The sequence below is a fragment of the Streptomyces sp. NPDC093225 genome (assembly GCF_044753805.1).
Classification (GTDB): domain Bacteria; phylum Actinomycetota; class Actinomycetes; order Streptomycetales; family Streptomycetaceae; genus Streptomyces.
The window spans coordinates 85627-107665 of record NZ_JBIVNX010000028.1 but is presented as its reverse complement, the minus strand read 5'-3'; the positions used below and the strand labels follow the sequence as shown (position 1 = coordinate 107665).

16 protein-coding genes are annotated in these 22039 nt (G+C 73.0%); 11 read left to right on the top strand and 5 right to left on the bottom strand.

The window, feature by feature from the left end:
* The first annotated feature begins 322 nt into the window (after window positions 1-322).
* The 9 genes from ACIQCH_RS24315 to ACIQCH_RS24275 all read left to right on the top strand — a co-directional run bounded on the left by ACIQCH_RS24315 (window position 323) and on the right by ACIQCH_RS24275 (window position 10916).
* Complete coding sequence (locus ACIQCH_RS24315) at window positions 323-1162, top strand: nitrilase-related carbon-nitrogen hydrolase (RefSeq protein WP_402584078.1); 840 nt, start codon at window positions 323-325, stop codon at window positions 1160-1162.
* An 8-nt stretch (window positions 1163-1170) separates the two neighbouring features.
* Window positions 1171-2451 carry an aspartate aminotransferase family protein gene (locus ACIQCH_RS24310; RefSeq protein ID WP_402584086.1) on the top strand — a complete coding sequence of 427 codons (1281 nt, stop codon included), beginning with the start codon at window positions 1171-1173 and terminating at the stop codon, window positions 2449-2451.
* A 20-nt stretch (window positions 2452-2471) separates the two neighbouring features.
* Window positions 2472-3875 carry a dihydropyrimidinase gene (gene hydA / locus ACIQCH_RS24305; protein WP_402584076.1) on the top strand — a complete coding sequence of 468 codons (1404 nt, stop codon included), beginning with the start codon at window positions 2472-2474 and terminating at the stop codon, window positions 3873-3875.
* A 33-nt stretch (window positions 3876-3908) separates the two neighbouring features.
* Window positions 3909-4910, top strand: coding sequence for a TIGR03842 family LLM class F420-dependent oxidoreductase (locus ACIQCH_RS24300; protein WP_402584074.1), 1002 nt, complete (start codon window positions 3909-3911; stop codon window positions 4908-4910).
* Window positions 4907-6418: an NCS1 family nucleobase:cation symporter-1 gene (locus tag ACIQCH_RS24295; RefSeq protein WP_402584073.1), complete on the top strand. Its 1512-nt coding sequence runs from the start codon at window positions 4907-4909 to the stop codon at window positions 6416-6418. Before ACIQCH_RS24300 ends, ACIQCH_RS24295 begins: the two co-directional genes overlap by 4 nt.
* Window positions 6419-6499: 81 nt before the next feature.
* Window positions 6500-7327 carry an inositol monophosphatase family protein gene (locus ACIQCH_RS24290; RefSeq protein WP_402584071.1) on the top strand — a complete coding sequence of 276 codons (828 nt, stop codon included), beginning with the start codon at window positions 6500-6502 and terminating at the stop codon, window positions 7325-7327.
* A gap of 182 nt (window positions 7328-7509) precedes the next feature.
* Window positions 7510-8931 (top strand): phytoene desaturase family protein, encoded by a 1422-nt coding sequence (locus tag ACIQCH_RS24285; protein WP_402584069.1) that lies wholly within the window; start codon window positions 7510-7512, stop codon window positions 8929-8931.
* 40 nt (window positions 8932-8971) lie between these two features.
* Window positions 8972-9496 (top strand): O-acetyl-ADP-ribose deacetylase, encoded by a 525-nt coding sequence (locus tag ACIQCH_RS24280; protein WP_402584067.1) that lies wholly within the window; start codon window positions 8972-8974, stop codon window positions 9494-9496.
* A 205-nt stretch (window positions 9497-9701) separates the two neighbouring features.
* On the top strand, window positions 9702-10916 hold the full coding sequence (locus ACIQCH_RS24275; protein WP_402584066.1) for a beta-ketoacyl-[acyl-carrier-protein] synthase family protein: 1215 nt from the start codon (window positions 9702-9704) through the stop codon (window positions 10914-10916).
* A 33-nt stretch (window positions 10917-10949) separates the two neighbouring features.
* Here the strand turns inward: ACIQCH_RS24275 and ACIQCH_RS24270 are convergent, their stop codons facing one another.
* The 5 genes from ACIQCH_RS24270 to ACIQCH_RS24250 all read right to left on the bottom strand — a co-directional run bounded on the left by ACIQCH_RS24270 (window position 10950) and on the right by ACIQCH_RS24250 (window position 15866).
* Window positions 10950-12227: an ABC transporter permease gene (locus tag ACIQCH_RS24270; protein ID WP_402584064.1), complete on the bottom strand. Its 1278-nt coding sequence runs from the start codon at window positions 12225-12227 to the stop codon at window positions 10950-10952.
* Window positions 12224-12961, bottom strand: coding sequence for an ABC transporter ATP-binding protein (locus tag ACIQCH_RS24265; RefSeq protein ID WP_402584062.1), 738 nt, complete (start codon window positions 12959-12961; stop codon window positions 12224-12226). The genes ACIQCH_RS24270 and ACIQCH_RS24265 overlap by 4 nt, the downstream gene beginning before the upstream one ends.
* Window positions 12958-14334 (bottom strand): peptidoglycan-binding protein, encoded by a 1377-nt coding sequence (locus ACIQCH_RS24260; RefSeq protein WP_402584060.1) that lies wholly within the window; start codon window positions 14332-14334, stop codon window positions 12958-12960. The genes ACIQCH_RS24265 and ACIQCH_RS24260 overlap by 4 nt, the downstream gene beginning before the upstream one ends.
* A gap of 11 nt (window positions 14335-14345) precedes the next feature.
* Window positions 14346-15245, bottom strand: a complete 900-nt coding sequence (locus ACIQCH_RS24255; protein WP_402584058.1) for a hypothetical protein — start codon at window positions 15243-15245, stop codon at window positions 14346-14348.
* A gap of 129 nt (window positions 15246-15374) precedes the next feature.
* The gene (locus tag ACIQCH_RS24250) at window positions 15375-15866 is read right to left on the bottom strand and encodes a hypothetical protein (protein ID WP_402584057.1); all 492 of its coding nucleotides are present in this window, start codon (window positions 15864-15866) and stop codon (window positions 15375-15377) included.
* 763 nt (window positions 15867-16629) lie between these two features.
* On the opposite strand from ACIQCH_RS24250, the gene ACIQCH_RS24245 reads away from it, so the two are divergent.
* Window positions 16630-17172 (top strand): hypothetical protein, encoded by a 543-nt coding sequence (locus tag ACIQCH_RS24245; protein ID WP_402584055.1) that lies wholly within the window; start codon window positions 16630-16632, stop codon window positions 17170-17172.
* A 158-nt stretch (window positions 17173-17330) separates the two neighbouring features.
* The gene (locus ACIQCH_RS24240; RefSeq protein ID WP_402584053.1) at window positions 17331-22034 is read left to right on the top strand and encodes a putative T7SS-secreted protein; all 4704 of its coding nucleotides are present in this window, start codon (window positions 17331-17333) and stop codon (window positions 22032-22034) included.
* Window positions 22035-22039 lie beyond the last annotated feature (5 nt).

The window sequence follows — 22039 nt, the reverse complement described above, 5'->3', positions numbered from 1 at the left end:
TCGCCCTGGCCTTCGGCCACCTCCGGCCCGGGCCTGCCTCCGGACCAGCCTGCCATGGGCAGTCAAGCGCCTCCCCCACACACCACGGGGCGGCCCACCGGGGCTGCGATCCCACCAGGCTCTGGCGTGTCCCCTGCCTCACCCCCTGGCTTGAACTGTCCGCCGCCTGTCGGAAATAGATCAGCGAAATGCGAAACATGATCGACTCTGCCGGTTGACGGAGATGGTCTTGCCCCGGAGTGTGACGGGGCTTACGGTCTCGTACCTACGCATTCCGTCTACGTGCGTAGAGGCTCTCTGACGTCCTGTCGAAGGAGCAGCGATGGCCGTCGTCCGCGCCGCACTCGTCCAGGCCACCTGGACCGGTGACACCGAATCCATGATCGCCAAACACGAGGAGCACGCCCGCGCCGCCGCCGCGCAGGGCGCGAAGATCATCGGGTTCCAGGAGGTGTTCAACGCCCCGTACTTCTGCCAGGTGCAGGAGCCCGAGCACTACCGCTGGGCCGAGCCCGTCCCCGACGGCCCCACCGTCCGGCGGATGCAGGCCCTGGCCCGCGAGACCGGCATGGTGATCGTCGTACCGGTCTTCGAGGTCGAGAGCGAGGGCTTCTACTACAACACCGCGGCCGTCATCGACTCCGACGGCAGCTACCTCGGCAAGTACCGCAAGCACCACATCCCGCAGGTCAAGGGCTTCTGGGAGAAGTACTACTTCCGCCCCGGCAACCTCGGCTGGCCGGTGTTCGACACCGCGGTCGGCAGGGTCGGCGTCTACATCTGCTACGACCGCCACTTCCCCGAGGGCTGGCGCCAACTGGGCCTGAACGGCGCCCAGATCGTCTACAACCCCTCCGCCACCCACCGCGGCCTGTCCGCCTACCTCTGGCAGCTGGAGCAGCCGGCCGCGGCCGTCGCCAACGAGTACTTCGTCGCCGCCATCAACCGGGTGGGCGTCGAGGAGTACGGCGACAACGACTTCTACGGCACCAGCTACTTCGTCGACCCGCGGGGCCGGTTCGTCGGCGAGACCGCCAGCGACAAGGCCGAGGAGCTCCTCGTCCGGGACCTCGACCTGGACGTCATCGAAGAGGTCCGCACCCAGTGGGCGTTCTACCGCGACCGCCGGCCCGACGCGTACGGAGGACTGACCAAGCCGTGACGATCCCGATGAGCCTGTACCAGCGCCACAAGGCCGTCATGCCCGACTGGCTCGCCCTCTACTACGACAAGCCGATCGAGCTCACCCACGGCGAGGGCCGGCACGTCTGGGACGCGGACGGCAACCGCTACCTCGACTTCTTCGGCGGCATCCTCACCACGATGACCGCCCACGCCCTGCCCGAGGTCACCAAGGCCGTCGCCGACCAGGCCGGCCGGATCATCCACTCCTCCACGCTCTACCTCAACCGCCCCATGGTGGAGCTGGCCGAACGGATCGCCGCGCTCTCCGGCATCCGCGACGCCCGCGTCTTCTTCACCACCTCGGGCACCGAGGCCAACGACACCGCCCTGCTGTTGGCCACCGCCCACCGCGGCTCCAACCAGGTCCTGGCGATGCGCAACAGCTACCACGGCCGGTCCTTCTCCACCGTCTCGATCACCGGCAACCGCAGCTGGTCACCGACCAGCCTCTCCCCGCTCCAGACCCTGTACGTGCACGGGGGCGTGCGCGGCCGCGGTCCCTTCGCCGGGCTGAGCGACGCCGAGTTCGTCCGGGCCTGCGTGGCCGACCTGGAGGACGTACTGGGCCAGGCCCGCTCCGGCGTCGCCGCCCTGATCGCGGAACCGGTCCAGGGCGTCGGCGGGTTCACCTCCCCGCCCGACGGGCTGTACGCCGCCTTCCGCGAGGTCCTCGACCGGCACGGCATCCTCTGGATCAGCGACGAGGTGCAGACCGGCTGGGGCCGCACCGGCGAGCACTTCTGGGGCTGGCAGGCGCACGCCCAGAACGGGCCGCCCGACATCCTCACCTTCGCCAAGGGCATCGGCAACGGCATGTCCATCGGCGGCGTCGTCGCCCGCGCGGAGATCATGAACGGCCTCGACGCCAACTCCATCTCCACCTTCGGCGGCTCGCCCGTCACCATGGCGGCCGGCGTGGCGAACCTGGCGTACCTGCTGGAGCACGACCTCCAGGGCAACGCCCGACGGGTCGGCGGCCTGCTGCTGGAGCGGCTGCGCGCCATCGGCGCCGGCGTCCCGTGCGTCCGCGAGGTCCGCGGCCGCGGCCTGATGGCCGGCATCGAACTGGTCCGGCCCGGCACCGACCAGGCCTGGCCCGAGGCGGCCGCGGCCGTCCTGGAGGCGGCCCGGGCGGGCGGCCTGCTGCTCGGCAAGGGCGGCGGCCACGACACCAGCGTCCTGCGGATCGCACCCCCGCTCTCCCTCACCGTCGCCGAGGCCGAGGAGGGCGCCGACATGATCGAGGCCGCCCTGCGCAGCGTCTGACCCATCGGGAGGAGACCCCGTTGAGCAGCAACCGCACCCTGATCCGCGGCGGCCTGGTCGTCACCGCCGCGGACGAGGTCCACGCCGACGTCCTCGTCGAGGACGGCCGGATCGCCGCCCTGGCCGCACACGGCTCGGCCGCGGCCGAGGCCTGGACGGCCGACCGCACCATCGACGCCACCGGCAAGTACGTCATCCCGGGCGGGGTCGACGCCCACACCCACATGGAGCTGCCGTTCGGCGGCACCTCCGCCTCCGACACCTTCGAGACCGGCACCCGGGCCGCCGCCTGGGGCGGCACCACCACCATCGTCGACTTCGCCGTGCAGAGCACCGGCCGCGCGCTGCGCGAGGGGCTCGACGCCTGGTACGCGAAGGCCGACGGCAAGTGCGCCGTCGACTACGCGTTCCACATGATCCTCTCCGACGTCAACGAGGGCACCCTCAAGGAGATGGACCTCCTCGTCGAGGAGGGGATCACCTCCTTCAAGCTCTTCATGGCCTACCCCGGCGTCTTCTACAGCGACGACGGGCAGATCCTGCGGGCCATGCAGCGCGGGGCCGCCAACGGCGGGCTGATCATGATGCACGCCGAGAACGGCATCGCCATCGACGTCCTGGTCGAACAGGCCCTGGCCCGCGGCGAGACCGACCCCCGCTACCACGGCGAGGTCCGCAAGGCCCTCCTGGAGGCCGAGGCCACCCACCGGGCCATCCAGCTCTCCCGCGTCGCCGGCGCGCCGCTGTACGTGGTCCACGTCTCGGCCGAGGAGGCCGTGGCCGAACTGGCCGCCGCGCGCGACAAGGGCCTCCCCGTCTTCGGCGAGACCTGCCCGCAGTACCTGTTCCTGTCCACCGACAACCTCGCCGAACCCGGCTTCGAGGGCGCCAAGTACGTGTGCAGCACACCGCTGCGCCCGCGCGAGCACCAGGCCGCCCTCTGGCGGGGCCTGCGCACCAACGACCTCCAGGTCGTCTCCACCGACCACTGCCCCTTCTGCTTCAAGGGCCAGAAGGAACTGGGCCGCGGCGACTTCTCCAAGATCCCCAACGGCCTGCCGGGCGTGGAGAACCGCATGGACCTGCTCCACCAGGCCGTGGTCGACGGGCACATCAGCCGCCGCCGCTGGATCGAGATCGCCTGTGCCACCCCGGCGAGGATGTTCGGCCTCTACCCGCAGAAGGGCACCATCGCCCCCGGCTCGGACGCGGACGTCGTCGTCTACGACCCGCAGGCCGAGCAGGTCCTCTCCGCCGAGACCCACCACATGAACGTGGACTACTCGGCGTACGAGGGCAGACGCGTCACCGGCCGGGTCGAGACGGTCCTCTCGCGGGGCGAGGTCGTCATCGACGCCGGCGAGTACACCGGCCGCGCCGGACACGGTGCCTTCGTCCCCCGCGCCACCTGCCAGTACCTGTAGACACCACAGTTTTGCGAACCAGGAGATCCCCACGTGGACTTCGGACTCGTCCTGCAGACTGACCCGCCCGCCTCGTCGGTCGTGAGCCTGATGCGCCGCGCCGAACGCAACGGTTTCCGCTACGGCTGGACCTTCGACTCGGCCGTGCTGTGGCAGGAGCCGTTCGTCATCTACAGCCAGATCCTCGCCCACACCCAGAAACTGCACGTCGGCCCCATGGTCACCAACCCGGGGACCCGGACCTGGGAGGTGACCGCCTCCACCTTCGCCACCCTGAACGACATGTACGGCAACCGCACCGTGTGCGGCATCGGCCGCGGCGACTCCGCCATGCGGGTGGCCGGCCGCAGGCCCAACACCCTGGCCCGGCTGGGCGAGGCCATCGACGTGATCCGCGACCTCGCCGAGGGCCGCGAGGCGCTCGTCGACGGCAACCCGGTCCGCATCCCGTGGGTCCGCGAGGGCAGGCTGCCCGTCTGGATGGCCGCGTACGGCCCCAAGGCCCTCGCCCTCGCCGGCGAGAAGGCCGACGGGTTCATCCTCCAGCTCGCCGACCCCTACCTCACCGAGTGGATGGTGCACGCCGTCCGCGAAGCCGCCGCCCGGGCCGGCCGCGACCCCGACGCCGTCACCATCTGCGTGGCCGCCCCCGCGTACGTCGGCGACGACCTCGCCCACGCCCGCGACCAGTGCCGCTGGTTCGGCGGCATGGTCGGCAACCACGTCGCCGACCTCGTCACCCGGTACGGGGAGCACTCCGGCATGGTCCCCGAAGCCCTGACCGACTACATCAAGGCCCGCGAGGGCTACGACTACAGCCACCACGGCCGCGCCGGGAACCCCTCGACCGACTTCGTCCCCGACGAGATCGTCGACCGGTTCTGCCTCCTCGGACCGGCCGAGGCGCACATCGAGAAGCTCCGCGCCCTCAAGGCCCTCGGCGTCCACCAGTTCGCCCTCTACGACATGCACGACGCGAAGGAGGCCACCATCGACGCCTACGGGGAGCAGATCATCCCGGCGGTCAACTCGTGACCACCGGACCGGTACCGATAGGCGACGCGGAACGCGTCGAACTCGCACCGGGGGAGGTGGCGGCCGACAGCAGGTTCGCCAACGCCGACCTGCTCCCGGTGCCGGTCTCCCAGCGGCACTGGACGACGTACAACTTCGCCGCCCTGTGGGTGGGGATGGCCCACAACATCCCCTCCTGGATGCTCGCCTCGGGGCTCGTCGCCCTCGGCATGGACTGGAAGCAGGCCGTCCTCACCATCGCCCTCGCCAACGTGGTGGTGCTGGTGCCGATGATGCTCACCGGCCATGCCGGGCCCAAGTACGGCATCCCCTTCCCGGTGCTGGCCCGGGCCCCCTTCGGCGTGCGCGGGGCGAACCTGCCCGCGCTCGTCCGGGCCGGGGTGGCGTGCGCCTGGTTCGGCATCCAGACCTGGATCGGCGGCACCGGGATCTTCGTGCTGCTCGGCAAGGTGTTCGGCGGCTGGGCGCAGGCGAAGGAGGTGGCCGGCCAGCCGTGGACGCTGTGGCTGTGCTTCGTCCTCTTCTGGGCCCTCGAACTCGCCATCATCTACCGGGGGATGGAGGCCCTGCGGCGGTTCGAGAACTGGGCCGCGCCGTTCGTCATCGTCGGTGCGCTCGCGCTGCTCGTCTGGATCGCGGGCAAGGCCGGCGGTCTCGGTCCGCTCCTCGACCAGCCCTCGAAGCTCGGCTGGGGCAGTGACTTCTGGGAGGTGTTCTTCCCCTCGCTGATGGGGATGATCGCCTTCTGGTCCACCCTCTCCCTCAACATCCCCGACTTCACCCGCTTCGGCTCCGGACAGCGCGCCCAGATGGTGGGACAGGCCCTGGGGCTCCCCACGACGATGACCCTCTTCGCGCTGCTGTCGGTGATCGTCACGTCCGGCTCGCAGGCCGTCTACGGGGCTCCGGTGTGGGACCCGGTCGAGCTGGTCGCCCACACGGACAACGTCTTCGGGCTGCTCTTCGCCCTGGTCACCGTGCTGGTCGCGACGATCTCGGTGAACATCGCCGCGAACGTCGTCTCGCCCGCCTACGACCTCTCCCACCTGGCCCCGCGGATCATCGACTTCCGCACCGGCGCCCTGATCACCGGCGTGGTCGGGGTGCTGATCATGCCGTGGAAGCTCACCTCCACGCCCGAGCTGTACATCTTCACCTGGCTCGGGCTGGTCGGCGGCCTCCTCGGCACGGTGGCCGGCATCCTCATCGCGGACTACTGGATCGTCCGGCGCACCCGGCTGTCGCTGCCCGACCTCTACCGCGAGGGCGGGGCGTACTGGTACCGGGGCGGGTGGAACTGGAAGGCGCTGGCCGCCCTGGCGGTGGGCGGCACCCTGGCCGTGGGCGGCTCGCACTCCGCCGCCGGACAGGGCCCCTTCCCGAGCGACGGCCTGATCCCCGTGCTCAAGCCGCTGGCCGACTACGGCTGGGCGGTGGGGCTGGCGTCCTCGCTGGTGCTCTACGTGGCGCTGATGCGGGCCGGCCGGGGCGCGCGGGCCCCGCACTGAGCGGGCGTCCGGTGCGGGGACTTCATCCCGCGTCCATGCGGGCGGGTAGGGGTTGTCGGCGCGGCGTGCTTTGCTGGAGGCATGATCGATGAGTTCCTGACCCATGACCTGGCCGCCGTCGAGGAGGCCGTGCGGGAGGCCGCGGCCGCCGAGATCGCGCCCCGTTTCCGGCAGCTCGCCGACGACGAGGTGGAGGCCAAGAGCGGCCCGCACGACCTGGTCACGGTCGCGGACCGGCTCGCCGAGGAACACCTGACGGCGTCGCTGACCAAGCTGCTGCCCGGCTCCGTCGTGGTCGGCGAGGAGGCCGTGCACGCGGACCCGGGCGTGTACGCGGCGCTGCGCGGCGACGCCCCGGTGTGGATCGTGGACCCCGTCGACGGCACCCGCCAGTTCGTGCACGGCGACCCGCACTTCTGCACGCTGGTGGCGCTGGCCGTGCGCGGCGAGATCCTCGCCTCGTGGACGTACGCCCCCGAGCTCGACGAGCTGGCCACGGCGGTCCGGGGCGGCGGCGCGTACCTCAACGGGCGGCGCCTGCGCTCCGGTTCGCCCGCGCCGGGCGCCGACCTGCGGGTGGCCACCGCCCACCCCGACTACACCAGCCCCGCGGACAAGGCCGTCCTCGCCCGGCTCGACGTGCCCGGCGTGCGTGCGCGCCCGTGCGGCTCCGCGGGCCTGGAGTACCTGCGCGTGGCCCGGGGCGAGATGGACGCCCTGGCCTTCAGTTGGCCCTCCGCCTGGGACCACGCGGCCGGGTTGCTGCTGGTGGCGGAGGCCGGCGGGGCGCAGTACACGGTCGCGGGGGAGCCCTTCCGGGTGGACCGGGACAACGCCCTGCCGTTCGCGATCGCGCGCGACGAGGCCACGGCCGTGCGGATCCGCGACCTGCTGGCCGGGACGGCCTGATCCCGGTCGCGACGTGCGGGGTCCGGGGGCGCGCCCACCACCATCCGGGGCCGCGGTCCGCGGGATCGGGAGCCGCGGTCCGCGGGATCCCGACGCCCGGCCGGGTTCCGCGCCGGGTGCCGTCGTCCACCCGAATATCCTTGTGGGACAGGGACACTGCCGTCGCGACGTGAGGAGCCGAGGTGCCGTCGATTCTCGATGCGGTCGTCGTGGGGGCGGGGCCCAACGGCCTGACGGCCGCGGTCGAACTGGCCCGCAGGGGCTTCTCCACCGCCCTGTTCGAGGCCGGGCCGACCGTGGGCGGCGGAGCCCGGACCGAGGAGCTGACCCTCCCCGGCTTCCGGCACGACCCGTGCTCGGCCGTGCACCCGCTCGGGGCCGGCTCGCCGGTGTTCTCGACGATGCCGCTGGACCGGTACGGGCTGGAGTGGCTGCACGCCCCGCTGCCGATGGCGCACCCCTTCGACGACGGGTCCGCGGCGGTGCTGTCCCGCTCCGTCGCCGAGACCGCCGCGTCCTTCGGAGCACGCGACGCGGGCGCGTACCGGCGGCTGGTCCAGCCGTTCCTGGGCCGGTGGGACACCCTGGTCCGGGACTTCATGTCGCTGCCCTCGACCGCGCTGCCCCGCGACCCGCTGCTGCTGGCCCGCTTCGGCCTGACAGGGCTGCCGCCGGCCACGTGGCTGATGCGGCGGTTCCGGGACGAGCGGGCGCGCGCGTTGTTCTCGGGGCTGGTGGCCCATGTGATCGCACCGCCGGACGGGCCGGGCACCGGCGCCGTCGGCCTGGTCTTCGCCCTCGCCGCGCACGCCGTGGGCTGGCCGCTGCCGCGCGGCGGCTCCCAGTCCGTCTCCGACGCGCTCGCGGCGTACCTGCGGGAGCTCGGCGGCCAGGTGCACACCGATTTCGAGGTCAAGCGCCTGGACGACCTGCCGCCGGCCCGCGCGTACGTCTTCGACACCTCGCCCACCGCGCTGGCCCGGATCGCCCGGCTGGGCCGGGTGTACGACGGGTACCGGTACGGGGCCGCCGCCTTCAAGATCGACTACGCGCTGTCCGGGCCGGTCCCGTGGACGGCCGAGGAGGCCCGCCGGGCCGGCACCGTGCAGATCGGTCCGACCAGCGCCGACATCGAGACCGCGCTGCGCGCCGCGGCCGGTGGCCGCCCGCCCGCCACGCCGTTCCTGATCACCGCCCAGCCCAGCCTCGTCGACCCGTCGCGGGCACCGCGGGGCAAGCACGTCTTCTGGGCGTACGGGCACGTCCCGCACGCCTGGGACGGCGACCTCACCGACGCCGTCGAGCGGCAGCTGGAACGCTTCGCGCCCGGCTTCCGGGACCTGGTGCTGGCCCGCGCCGTCGCGGGCCCCCCGCAGCTGGCCGCCCGCAACCCCAACTACGTCGGCGGCGACATCGCCTGCGGCGCGGCCTCCGGCCTCCAGCTCCTGCTGCGGCCCAGACTGTCCCTGCGGCCGTACGCCACCCCGCACCCGGCGGTGTTCCTGTGCTCGTCGGCGACCCCGCCCGGCCCCGGGGTGCACGGCATGTCGGGCCACAACGCGGCCAAGGCGGTCTGGCGGCACCTGCGGCAGACCCGGCGGTGACGTACCGCCGGCGGCGGAACCGAGCGACGGGGACGGACGGATGACGAGGCTGACGCTGGTCCGGGGCGACATCACGGAGCAGGAGGTCGACGCGGTGGTCAACGCCGCCAACTCCTCCCTGCTGGGCGGCGGCGGAGTCGACGGCGCGATCCACCGCCGCGGCGGGCCCGAGATCCTCGCCGCCTGCCGCGAGCTGCGCGCCTCCCACTACGGCAAGGGCCTGCCCACCGGCCGGGCCGTGGCCACCACCGCCGGCCGGCTGCCCGCCCGCTGGGTCATCCACACCGTCGGCCCGGTGTACCAGGCCTCCGGGGGCGATCCGTCGCTGCTGGCCTCCTGCTACCGCGAGTCGCTGAGGGTCGCCGACGAGCTGGGAGCGCGGACGGTCGCCTTCCCGGCCGTCTCGACCGGTGCCTACGGGTGGCCCATGGCGGATGCCGCCCGCATCGCCGTGGAGGCGGTGCGGGGCGCGGCGACCGACGTCGAGGAGGTCAGGTTCGTCCTCTTCGACGAGCCGGCGTACCAGGCGTTCGCCGAGCGGATCGGCTCCTCGGAAACCGGGTGACGAACCCCCGCGTCGTCCGGGTCCCGGTGACCCGAGGCGGCGCGGCGCGGGTGCAGCGAAGACCCACGGAGTTGTTGGAACCCTATAACGGCCGTTGCCTCGAATCGGTCGATCCCCTCGCTGGCCGACAGGGTTCTGGCTGGCATGATCTTCATCAGATCGGCAAAGGAGTTGTGAACTCCCCACTAATCCGAGGAGGCAGGGGATGGCTGGAAACGGTCAGGTCGTGGTCACGGGCATGGGTGCCATGACGCCGGTGGGCAGCGATGCGCGGTCCTCCTGGTCGGCCCTGCTGGCCGGAAAGTCCGGGGTGCGGCTCCTCGAGGAGGAGTGGGCCGAGGACCTGCCCGTGCACGTCGCGGCCGGCCTGCCGGTGGACCCCGCCGCGATGCTGCCCCGCGTGGAGGCCCGGAAGCTGGACCGCGGCGAGCAGCTCGCCCTCCTCAGCGCCCGGGAGGCGTGGCAGGACGCCGGCGCACCCGAGGTCGCACCCGAGCGGCTGGCCGTGGTGATCGGCACGGGCACCGGCGGCGTGCTGACCACCCTCGGCCAGGACGACCTGTACGAGCGCTCGGGCGCCCGCCGCCTGTCGCCGTTCGCGGTCCCCATGCTCATGCCCAACGGCCCGGCCGCCTGGGTCAGCATGGACCTCGGCGCGAAGGGCGGCGCCCGGACGCCGGTGAGCGCCTGCGCGTCCGGTGCCGAAGCCCTCGCCATGGCCCAGGACCTGATCCGCGCGGGCCGCGTCGACGTGGTGGTCGCCGGAGGTGTCGAAGCGTGCATCCACCCCTTCACCCTCGCCGCCTTCGCCCAGATGAAGGCGCTGTCCACCGAGTCCGCCGACCCGGAGGCGGTGTCCCGCCCGTTCGACGTGGCGCGTTCCGGCTTCGTCATGGGCGAGGGCGCGGGCGTCATGGTGCTCGAGCGCCCCGAGTTCGCCCGGGCCCGCAGCGCCCGGACGTACGGTGCGCTGGCCGGCAGCGCCGTCGGCTCCAGCGCGCACCACATCACCGCCTCCGACGCCGACGGCCAGGTCCTCGCCATGGAACTGGCCGTGGCCGACGCGGGGTTGGCCCCGCAGGGCATCGGAGTCGTGCACGCGCACGCCACCTCCACCGAGTCCGGTGACGTCGCCGAGGCCGAGGCGATCCGGCGGGCCGTCGGCGGGCACGCGGCGGTGACGGCCACTAAGTCGATGACCGGTCACATGCTGGGCGCCTCGGGCGCGGTGGGCGCGATGGTCGCGCTGCTCTCCCTCCGGGAAGGCAGCGTCCCGGCCACGATCAACGTGGACCGGCTCGACCCGCGGGTCGACCTCGACGTGGTGCGCGGCGAGCCCCGCACCGGCCGGTGGTCGGCCGCCCTGGCGAACTCGTTCGGCTTCGGCGGCCACAACGTCAGCCTCGTCTTCACGAAGTAGGCGGACCCCCCTGGCCCGCCTCCCGGCCAACCCTCAGCGGCGCAGGGCCTCGGCCGGGGGGATGCGGGCGGCGCGCCAGGCGGGGTAGAGACCGGCCACGAGTCCGGTGGTCAGGCCCAGTACGGGCGCGGCGGCCAGCGTCAGCGGGTCGATGACCGGGGTCCACCGGTGGGAGGCCGAGACCACGACGACGACGGACGTTCCGACGGACGTGCCGACGAGCCCCCCGATCAGGCCGAGGGCCGCGGATTCGGCCAGGAACTGCCAGGTGATGTGCGCCCCCTTGGCTCCCAGCGCCCGCCGCAGTCCGATCTCGCCGGTCCGCTCCATGACGGCGACGAGGGTCGTGTTGGCGATGCCCACGGACCCGATGACCAGGCACACGGCCGCCAGCAGGAGGAACAGGGAGCTGAGGTCCCCGCCGACCCCGGTGCGCAGGGTCCGGGGATCCGGCGGCGCCACGGCCTTGAAGTACTCCGGATGGTCCGGGCGCAGGGCGAGGGCGGCCTCGTCGGCGACCTGACGGGCGGCGCCGAGCCGGGTGGAGATCAGCATGGTGGCGCGGTCGTCGGCGGGCGGGCCCCAGATCCGCTCGGCCGTGGAGCGGGGGACCATCACGGACATCAGCAGGTCGGGCCTGCGGTCGACGTCCTCGAGGATGCCGATGACGGTGAACGGCGTGCTGCCGATGAAGACCGCCGGACCGTTCTGGAGCGTGGTGATGCCCAGGCGCGTGGCGACGGCGGAGCCGATGACGGCCACCTGCAGCCGTCGGTCCTCGTGGAAGGCGTCGAAGCTCCGTCCCTGGCCGAGGTGCGGCCCCGCCGCGGCCACGGCCCCCGCGGACGCCGCGACGACCTCGGGGCGCATCCCCGATCCGGTGCCGGACCCGAGCAGGGAGGTGCCGACGGCCTGATCGGTGGGCAGGCGCACGTTCCAGAGGACTCCGGCCGCGGTCACGCCGTTGAGCGCGGTGATGCGCCGATCGGCGTCGGCCGGGAAGGAGAGGGGGACGTGCCGGGTGTCGTCGCCGCCGGTGTCCTGCACGGTCACCTCGGTCGCCGTCAGCTCGTTGAAACGGCCGTCGATCTGCGAGGCAGCCGTGCCGGTGAGGCCGAGGACCGCGATGAACGCGCCCACGCCCAGGACGGTGCCCAGGCTGGTGAGGGCGGACCGGGCCGGGCGCTGGAGGACGCCGGCGAGGGCCTCGGCGAGGAGGTCCCGGGGCGAGAGCCCCGACCTGCGGCGCAGCGCCGGGTTCCGCGGCGCCGGCCTCCGCAGGGCGCGGTCCGATCTGCGACGGCCGGTCATACGCCCGCCCGGATGGCACCGGCACCGGCACCGGCACCGGCACCGGCACCGGCGGCGGCGAGGCGGCCGTCGCGGATCGACACGGTGCGCTCGCCGCGCGCCGCGACCTGCGGGTCGTGCGTGATCGCCACGATGGTCGCCCCGTCGGCGTGGAGCTGGTCCAGGAGGGCCAGGACCGATTCGGCGGTGGCGGTGTCCAGGTTTCCCGTCGGCTCGTCGCAGAGCAGCAGCGACGGCTCGGTCACCAGGGCCCGCGCGATGGCGACCCGCTGGCGCTCGCCCCCGGAGAGCCGGGTGGGCAGGGCCTCCAGCCGGTGGCCCAGGCCCACGCGCACGAGCGCGTCCCGGGCCCGCGTGCGCCGCCGGGCCCGGGGCACGCGCTGGTAGACCATGGCCAGTTCGACGTTCTCCGCGGCGCTGCGGTGCGCCAGGAGGTGGAAGGCCTGGAAGACGAAGCCGATGCGGGACCCGCGCAGCGCGGTGCGGTCGCGCTCCCGCATCCCCGTGGTGTCGAGGCCGTCCAGGACGTACGTCCCGTGGGTGGGTACGTCGAGGAGGCCGGCGACGTTCAGGAACGTCGACTTGCCGGAACCGGACGGTCCCACGACGGTGACGTACTCGCCCCGCCGCACGGTCAGGTCGCACGGCAGCAGGGCCGGCACCGGCGGCGGCCCGGGGTAGGTGAGCCCCACGGAACGGAACTCGATCACGGGGGCGGAGCCGGACGGGGTCACGGCGTACCCCCGCCGACGGCCGTCGTCGGACCCGCGCCGACGACCACCCGGTCCCCGACCCGGAGGGAGCCCTGCACGGGGATGACCTCGACACTGCCGTCACCGGTCATGCCGACGCGGACCTCGATCCGGGTCTGCCGGCCGCCGCCGGACACCGTGGTCAGCGTCGTGCGCCCGTCGGCCCCCGAGGATACCGCCGAGGCGGGCACGACGAGGACCTCGCCCTGCGACGAGGCGGCACGGATGGTGAGGCGCACGTTCTGACCGGCGAAGTCGGCCGGCAGCGGCTGCGCGGGCTCGATCTTGACCACGTAGCCGGGGGCGGCCCCGGCACCGGACCCGGCCGCCGCGTCCTTGGCCGCGGCGGCGGGGGCGGCCGTCACGGCCACCACGGTGCCGGTCGCCCGCCCACCGGTGGTCTCGGCGAAGATCTCCACCTGCTGCCCGGGCCTGACCGCCTGCTTCTGGTACGCCTCCAGCGAGCCGTCCACCATCAGGGCGCCCGCGGTGAGCGTGAGCAGCTTCTCGCCCGCCGTGGCACCCACGACGGCGTCGACCGACTCGACGCGGGCCGGCCCGTCGCCCAGGAACACGATCTCGGACGCCGGCAGGACCACACCCGCCGAGCCCGCCTCGGTGGGTACGGAGGAGGTGCGTCCGGTGGAGGTGCGTCCGGTGGAGGAGGTGCGTCCGGCGGGCTTCTCGCCCGGCTTGCCGGTGCCCGGACCCGTGGGCCCGGGCCCGTCCGGCGCACCGGCCTGCGCGGCGTAGCCGGCCGCGCGGTACAGGGACCTGACGGCGCGCTGCGTGCCCGGCCCGAACGTGCCCGGCGCGTCGCCGCCACGGCGGTAGCCGAGCATGGAGAGCCCGCGCTGGACCTGCTCCACGTCCTTGCCCACCGAGCCGGGTCCCAGGTTCCGGTACGCCGGCAGCGAGCCGTTCAGGGCCAGCACCGGACGACCGGCGACCTCCACCAGCGCCGCCCCGGCCCGCACGGCGTCACCCGGCTTCACCAGCACCTTGGTCACCACCGGGCGCATGGTGTCGGGACCGCTGAGGCCGGCCGAGAGGACCTCGACGCGCCGCGCGGCGGCCACCTTCCCCCTCGTGACCAAGGACGTCGACAGCACCCGCTTCTCCACCGGGACCGTCAGCACGTCCGGCGGCGGCGGAGCGGTCTCCGCGGCCACCTGCGCCGGCGACTTCAGCACCGTCGCCGCCGCGGCCCCCACGCCGGTCAGCACCAGGGTCCCCCCGATGACACCGCCCAGGATCCGCCGCCGCCGCACCAGACCGCCGCGCTGCGCGTCGGCCCGCCTGCGTGCCGCCCGGGTCGGCGTCCCTGCGAGCTCGTCCCTGCTCGTCGGCTCCACTGTCCCGGTCCCTACTGCCGGCCGGCCAGCACGGCGGCCGCCGCCTTCACCGCGGTCTCCATGTCCTTCCGGGACTTGTTCAACGTCTCCGCGTGCTTCTCCAGCGACGCGGTCTGCAACCCGGTCTCGGCCTGCCACCAGACCTTCGCCACGTGCGTGCGGTCCCGGCAGGAGATGTCCGCCGTCGCGGCGGCGATCTCCTCGGCGGTGACGTCGCGCGTGGCGAAACGCGGGTCGTCACTCGCGTCCAACGGCTGCTTGTACCGATAGCCGCGCTCGGCCATGCACGACGACCAGGCCCGGAAGGCCGCGACCACCTCGGGGGCCTCCTTCGCCCGGACGTACGCCTCGTTCCCGAGTCGCTGGGCCTCCGCGGCGTAGTCGACGACGTCGCCCTTCAGACGGGTCCGGGCCTCGCCGCGGCACACCTGCAGCGCCTTGCCGTCGGCGCCGCCGGCCGACGTCCCGTCGACCGCGCCGATCTCGACCGCGGCGTCGTACGCCTCCTGCTCCCCCTCTTCGGGCTTGTAACCGCGGCGCTTGGACAGCCCCGCGTCGTGGATGCCGTAGCGCCAGTCGGTGAGGGTCTTCGGCCCGACCTTGGGCAGTTCGGGTGCCGCACGCCACTGGCCGAAGCCGGCCTTCTTCATGCAGTCGCCGATGAGGACGTTCTTGGCCCGCGCCATCTGACGCCGTTCGTCGTCGGACGGCAGGTACGCCTCCATCGGAAGCGTCCAGGTCGCGGGGTCGCCTTCGTTGAACGCGCGGGCCGGCGCGGGCCGCAGGGATTCCGAACCGCCCGGCGCACCGGATCCGTCGGAGGAGGCCGAGCACCCCGCGGTCGCGGAGAAGGCCAGGCCGAGAACGAGGAATCCCGCCCATTTCGTGGGGAGGGAGGAAGAGAAGCGCATGCTGGAAGACCGTTCTGGAACCACGGGGCAATGGCGGTGGGACCGGACGCGCGCAGGCCCCTGTCGGGCCGCCGTCGTGACCGACGGCCCGGCAGGGAATTCACTGCGGTGTCCGGGAAGGGGGTATTGCTAGGCCCGCCACGCGAAGGAAGCGTTGTTGTTCTTCGTGTAGTTCAGGTTCCGGCCCCAGGCCACGTCGTCGACGGCGCCCTTGTAGCCGCTGTTGTAGTACACGTTGGCCACGTAGCTGGAGTGGCGGTTCTTCGCCGAAGCCGCGTTGTTCTTGATGTTCTGGCCCGAGCCCGGCCACGGTGAACTCACGCCGAAGCTGCAGTACCGCAGCGGCTGCGTGCCCGCCTGCGGGGCGCCGCCGATGCGCTCGTCGGCGAAGTTCCACACGCTGTAGCCGATGTTGCGGTAGCTGTTGGCGAAGTTGGAGTTGTAGTACAGCGTGAACTTGAACGTCGAGCTGTCCGGGTCGTCGCAGACGGTCGGGTTCATCTGGTTCTCGTAGCCCGTGTTGGGCTCCTGCCCGTCGGCGTGGGCCACCGGCACGGTCAGCACGGTCGCCGCAAGGGCGGACACCGCAGCCAGGGCAAGGCGGGATCCAGTGGTCTTCATGGTTTTCAGCCCCCTTATGGGGCGCACTCCCATGGGCAGGCCGACGGCCCGGAGCATGGCAGGGCAAGGGTGTGCCGTCAGACGTCGTGAAGACGCCCGTGGGCACTGGTTTCGCAGCACGCGTACGGCAATTCGGCATCCCCCCGGATGCACCGGTGCCGCGGCCCGAACTCCCCCGAAGTGCGCGGTACTTGGTCTGTCGCAATTTCTCGGTGCGGCGAAGTCTGGTCAGGACCTCCCGCGGCGACTTGGCCCATTAGAGCACCTTTGGAACCCGGCGAACCGGACATACGTGGACCAGTCAAGACGATCTTGGTCCGGACTCGTGGCGCGATCTACGTCACACGCATTTCGAACGCCCGGCCCGGAGGCGTCCGAGGCCGCGGAGCCGGAAATCGTGTGTATGGTCTTTTGCAGACGGCTGTGCTCGGGGATGTCGTGACCATTCCCCTCTCCCGGATATCCGGGAGGGTCGAGCCCGAGGCATGGCACGCCGTCATGGCCCGAAGGCCCGTTCTTCGCGTCGGCTTGCCGGCGGATTTGAACGCACGGGCGAGCGGCCCCAACTCATCGGCGAAGTACCCGCACCGTTCGGGCCCGTGCCGGAATCCCGGCGCGGATGCGCCCCTGTGGTCCCGGGCTGCCGTGTGGCCCAGCGGTCGAGCGACCGAGCGGCCCGTGGGCCGAACGCCGCGGCCGTCGCCCGCGGCTCCGCCCTTCACCCCTTTGACTCCGGTCAACCACCATCCATCTGGAGATGATCATGAATCAGACGCGCATGCGCGCTTCCGCTCTCGCCGCAACCGCGGTCTCCTTCTGCGGGATCCTGGCCACCGCGCAGCCCGCCGCCGCGGCGGAGACGTGCACCACGAAGGACAACAGCAGGATCATCGCGATGTCGGGTGCCATCCCCGAGACGTGGGTGGGCATCCCCACCTGCGTCGAGGCCCTCCCCGGCGACAAGGTCCGCGGCACCTTCCGCTTCCACTGGAAGGTCGGCCCCAACGACGGCCAGTCCGACTTCACCAGCAAGCGGTTCACCTCCTTCAAGGTGACCGTGCGCTTGGAGAGCCGCTTCCCGGGCGGCGCCGACACCGTGGTCACCAGCAAGACCTGTGACTTCGCCGAGGACATCAACAAGGCCCTCGAGAGCAACCCGAACGCGGAGGTCGGCTGCGTGACGCCGGCCGCCGCCCTCGACCACGGCAAGCAGTGGTCCGGCGACGCCACCGCCGTGTACGACGTCGCCGGCGACAACAAGGGCCCCATCACCTGGAACCTCAACGGCTCCCCGCTGATGAGCTGACCGCACACGGGGGTGGGGCGGTGTCCCGCGCGGCCCCACCCCTGACGGATCCGGCGCCGGGCGCCGGAGTCGCGCACCCCCTGTGGCCGCCCCGTCCGAGCAGCGGGATACGGTGAAGATCCGCTGGACGGCGACGGGTACGAAGGGGGCGGCTGCCGATGGGGTGGCGCGATTTCGTGCCCGACGTGGTGGAAGACGCGGGCGAGGACCTGGTCGAGGGCCTCGGCGACGGCGCCGAGTGGCTGGGCGACAAGTCCGCGGACCTGGTCGAGAAGGCGGGTTGGGACAGCGGCGCCGACTGGCTGCGCGAGAAGAGCCGTTCGCTGGCCAACCAGATGGGTGCGGACGTCGCCGAGTTGGAGCTCGACGAGACCGACGACCCGAAGAAGCTGGTGTACGGCAGCGTGCCGGCGATCCGGGGCGCCGCGAAGAGCCTGTCCGGCTTCCAGACGCACTTCGACCAGGTGGGCAACGGGCTCAAGGGCCTGGACTCCTCCGCCATCAAGGGCGAGTCGGCGCGGGCGTTCGGGGAGGCGTCCGCGAAGCAGCCGCCGAAGTGGTTCAAGGCCGCCGACGCCTTCGAGAAGGCGGCCGGCGCCCTGACGGCGTTCGCGGACACCGTGGAGTGGGCGCAGGGCCAGGCCGCCGAGGCGCTCGCGGAGTACGAGGCCGCGAAGAAGGCCTCCGAGGACGCCCGGGCCGACTACAACAAGCGCGTCGACGCCTACAACACGGCGCTCAAGGGCGGCAAGGACGACCTGCCCGAGCGGCCGTCCGGCTTCACCGACCCCGGCGAGTCCGCCCTCAAGGGCGCGTACGAGAAGCTCACCGAGGCCCGCCGCCAGCGCAACGACGCCGCGAAGACCGCGCACACCGCGATCGCCGCCGCCCGCGACACGGCCCCGCCGAAGCCCTCGTACGGCGAGCAGCTCGAAGACGGCTTCGTCGGCATGCAGATCGACGCCAACCACGTCGTGGGCGGGGTCGTCAAGGGCACCGCCGGACTCCTCAACTTCGCCCGCTCGGTCAACCCCACCGACCCGTACAATCTCACCCACCCCGCCGAGTACCTCACCGGCCTCAACTCGACCGCCGCGGGCCTGGTGACCGCCGTCAACGACCCGGTCGGCACGGCGAGGACGATGGTCGACGACTTCATGAAGGACCCGGGGGAGGGCATCGGCAAGCTCATCCCCGAACTCGTCGGCACCAAGGGCCTCGGCGCCCTCAAGGAAGGCGCCGGCATCGCCCGCGCCGCCCGCCTCGCGGACGACGTCCCCGGACCCGCGCGCGCCGCGGAGAAGGCCGCCGACCGCCCCCACTCCCACACCCGGCACGACCAGCCCGACGCCGAGCGCAAGTGCGACGGCACCGACCCCGTCGACCTCGCCACCGGCCGGATGTTCCTGCCGCAGACCGACGTGGTCCTGCCCGGCACGCTGCCGCTCGCCTTCACCCGGCGCGCGGAGTCCGGCTACCGCGCCGGCCGCTGGTTCGGCCCCACCTGGGCCAGCACCGTCGACCAGCACCTGGAGATCGACGCCGAAGGGGTCGTCCTCGTCACCGACGACGGACTGATCCTTCCCTACCCCCACCCGGCCCCCGGCGTCCCCGTGTACGCGCCCAGGGGCCCGCGCCGGCCCCTGGCCCGGACCCCCGACGGCGACTACACCCTCACCGACCCGGAGACGGGACGGGTCCACCACTTCGACGCGGACGGACGGATCGAGCAGATCACCGACCGCAACGGCAACTTCGCACAGTTCGCGTACGACCACGCGGGCGCCCCCACCGGCATCCACCACAGCGGCGGCTACCACCTGCTGCTGGAGACCTCCGAGGGCCGGGTCACCGCGCTCTCGCTGGCCGACGGCGGCCGCCTCCTCGACTACGGCTACACCGACGGTCACCTCACCGAGGTCGTGAACTCCTCAGGCCTGCCCCTGCGTTTCGCGTACGACGACCGGGCCCGGATCACCTCCTGGACCGACACCAACGGCAGCCGTTACGACTACGCCTACGACGACGAGGACCGCTGCACGGCGGAAGGCGGTGCCGCCGGCCACTACGCCCTGACCCTCTCCTACGGCGCCACCGACCCGGCCACCGGCCACCGCGTGACCACCACCACGACGGCCGCCGGACAGGTCCGCCGCTACACCGTCGACGAGCGCTGTCGGATCGTGTCCGAGACCGGCGCGACGGGGGCGGTCACCCGTTCCGCGTACGACCGCCGGGACCGGCTCGTCTCCCGCACCGATCCGCTCGGGCGCACCACCCGGTTCCACCGGGACGAGCACGGCCGGCTGACCCGGGTGGTCCGGCCCGACGGCCGCGAACTCACCACCCGGTACGACGAGCAGGGCCGGCCGGAGCTGCAGACCAGGGCCGACCGCACCACCTGGCGCCACACCTACGACGAGCACGGCAACCGCCTGACCCTCACCAACCCGGCCGGCGCGACCACCCGCTACACCTACGACGAGCACGGCCACCTCACCGCCGTCACCGACGCGCTCGGCGGCACCACCCGGATCCGCAACGACCGCGCCGGACTCCCCGTCGAGATCACCGACCCGCTGGGCGCGGTCACCCGCTACGAGCGCGACGCGTTCGGCCGGGCGGTGCGCGTCACCGACGCCCTCGGCCGGACCACCGGGCTGGCCTGGACCCGCGAGGGCCGCCCGGCGCGCCGCACCGAGCCGGACGGCGCGTACCAGGAGTGGACCTACGACGGCGAGGGCAACTGCCTCACCCACCGGGACGCGGCCGGCGGCCTGACCTCGTTCTCCTACGGTCACTTCGACGTCCTGGCCGGCCGCACCGACCCCGACGGCGCCCACCACGCCTTCGCCCGCGACGCCGAACTGCGCCTCACCGAGGTGACCGGCCCGCAGGGCCGCTGGACGTACACCTACGACCCGGCCGGCCTGCCCGCGACCGAGACCGACTACGACGGCCGCACCGTCATCTACGAGCACGACGCAGCCGGTCGCCTGACCGCGCGCACCGACCCCGCCGGCCGCACCACCCGCTTCGCCTACGACGAGCTGGACCGGCGCGTCGAACGCGAGGTCGACGGCAGCGTCACCCGCTACGAGTACGACGCGTCCGACCGCCTCGCCGCCGTCACCGGACCGACGTCCCGCATCGTCTACGTGCGCGACCGGACCGGCCGGATCCGCTCCGAGACCGTCGACGGCCGGACCCTGCACCGCACGTACGACGCCCTCGGCCGGGTCGCCTCCCGCACCACGCCGTCGGGCGCCGTGAGCACGTGGACGTACGACGGAGCGGGCCGCCGCGCCTCGCTCACGGCCGGCGACCGCCGCGTCGACTTCGACCGTGACGCCCTCGGTCACGAGACGGCCCTGCGCACCGGCGCCCTCGTGGTGGAGACCGCGCGCGACGAACTCGGCCGCGTCCTGGACCAGCGGGTCGGCACCACCGGGGGACGCACCCTGCAGCGGCGCGGCTACCAGTACCGGTCGGACGGCGTCCCGCTGGCCGTCGACGACCTCCTCGGCGGCGAGCGGCGCTTCGACCTCGACCCGGTGGGCCGGGTCACCGCGGTCACCGCCGAGGGCTGGACCGAGCGCTACGCCTACGACACCGCCGGCAACGTCACCGAGGCGTCCTGGCCGGGCCACCACCCGGGCGGCGCCGAGGCCACCGGCACCCGCACCTACGCGGGCACCCGGATCGTCCGGGCCGGCTCCGTCCGCTACGAGCACGACGACCTGGGCCGGATGACGCTGCGCCGCAAGAGCCGCCCGTCGCGGCGGCCCGACACCTGGCGCTACGCGTGGGACGGCGAGGACCGTCTCACCGGGGTGACCACCCCCGACGGCACGGTCTGGCGCTACACCTACGACCCGCTGGGCCGCCGCAGCGGCAAGCAGCGACTGGCCGCCGACGGCGTCACCGTCGCGGAGCAGACCGTCTTCGTCTGGGACGGCACCACCCTCTGCGAGGAGCTCACCACCACCGCGGCCGGCCACCAGGTCGCCCTGACGTGGGACCACGACGGCCTGCGGCCGATCACACAGACGGAGCGGATGCTCGCCCCGGCCGGCGGTGCGCCCACCGGCGCGGGCACCCGCGGCACGGACCCCGAGGGCGCCGCCGTCGGACCGCTCGCCGGGACCACCGGCCCGCTGTCCCAGCGCGAGATCGACCGCCGGTTCTTCGCCGTCGTCACCGACCTCATCGGCACCCCGCTGGAACTCGTCGCCGAGGACGGGGAGATCGCCTGGCGCGCCCGCGCCACGACCTGGGGCAGCACCGGCTGGAATGCCGGGGCCACCGCCTACACGCCGCTGCGCTACCCGGGCCAGTACGCCGACCACGAGAGCGGTCTGCACTACAACCTCTTCCGCTACTACGACCCGGAGACGGCCCGCTACGCCACGGCGGACCCCCTCGGGCTGGCCCCCGCTCCGAACCCGTCGGCCTACGTCCTCAACCCGTTCGTCTGGTCCGACGCGCTCGGCCTGGCCCCCGATGCCTGCCCGAAGGTCGGGCGCTCCATGGAGGAGGCCAGGCAGCAGGCCCTGCGCGACGCGGGCATCCCGGAGGGCACCGAACCCTTCGACGTGAACGAGTGGACGCCGGCCCGCGGCCCGGAGTGGGCGGGCGGCAAGCAGATCCTGGGCCCCGACGGCAAGCCGATCTACTACACCGAGGAGTGGTACGAGCACCCCAACGGGGACATCGTCGTCTTCCAGGACCACTGGTTCGGCCACCAGACGCCCGGCGAGCCCGGCTACCAACCGCCCCACGTCCACGTGCGGCCGTACGATGACACCCGGAACGGGCAGATCCCGGGAGCCGAGGAGCACTACTACTATGACCTGGAGTGACCCGG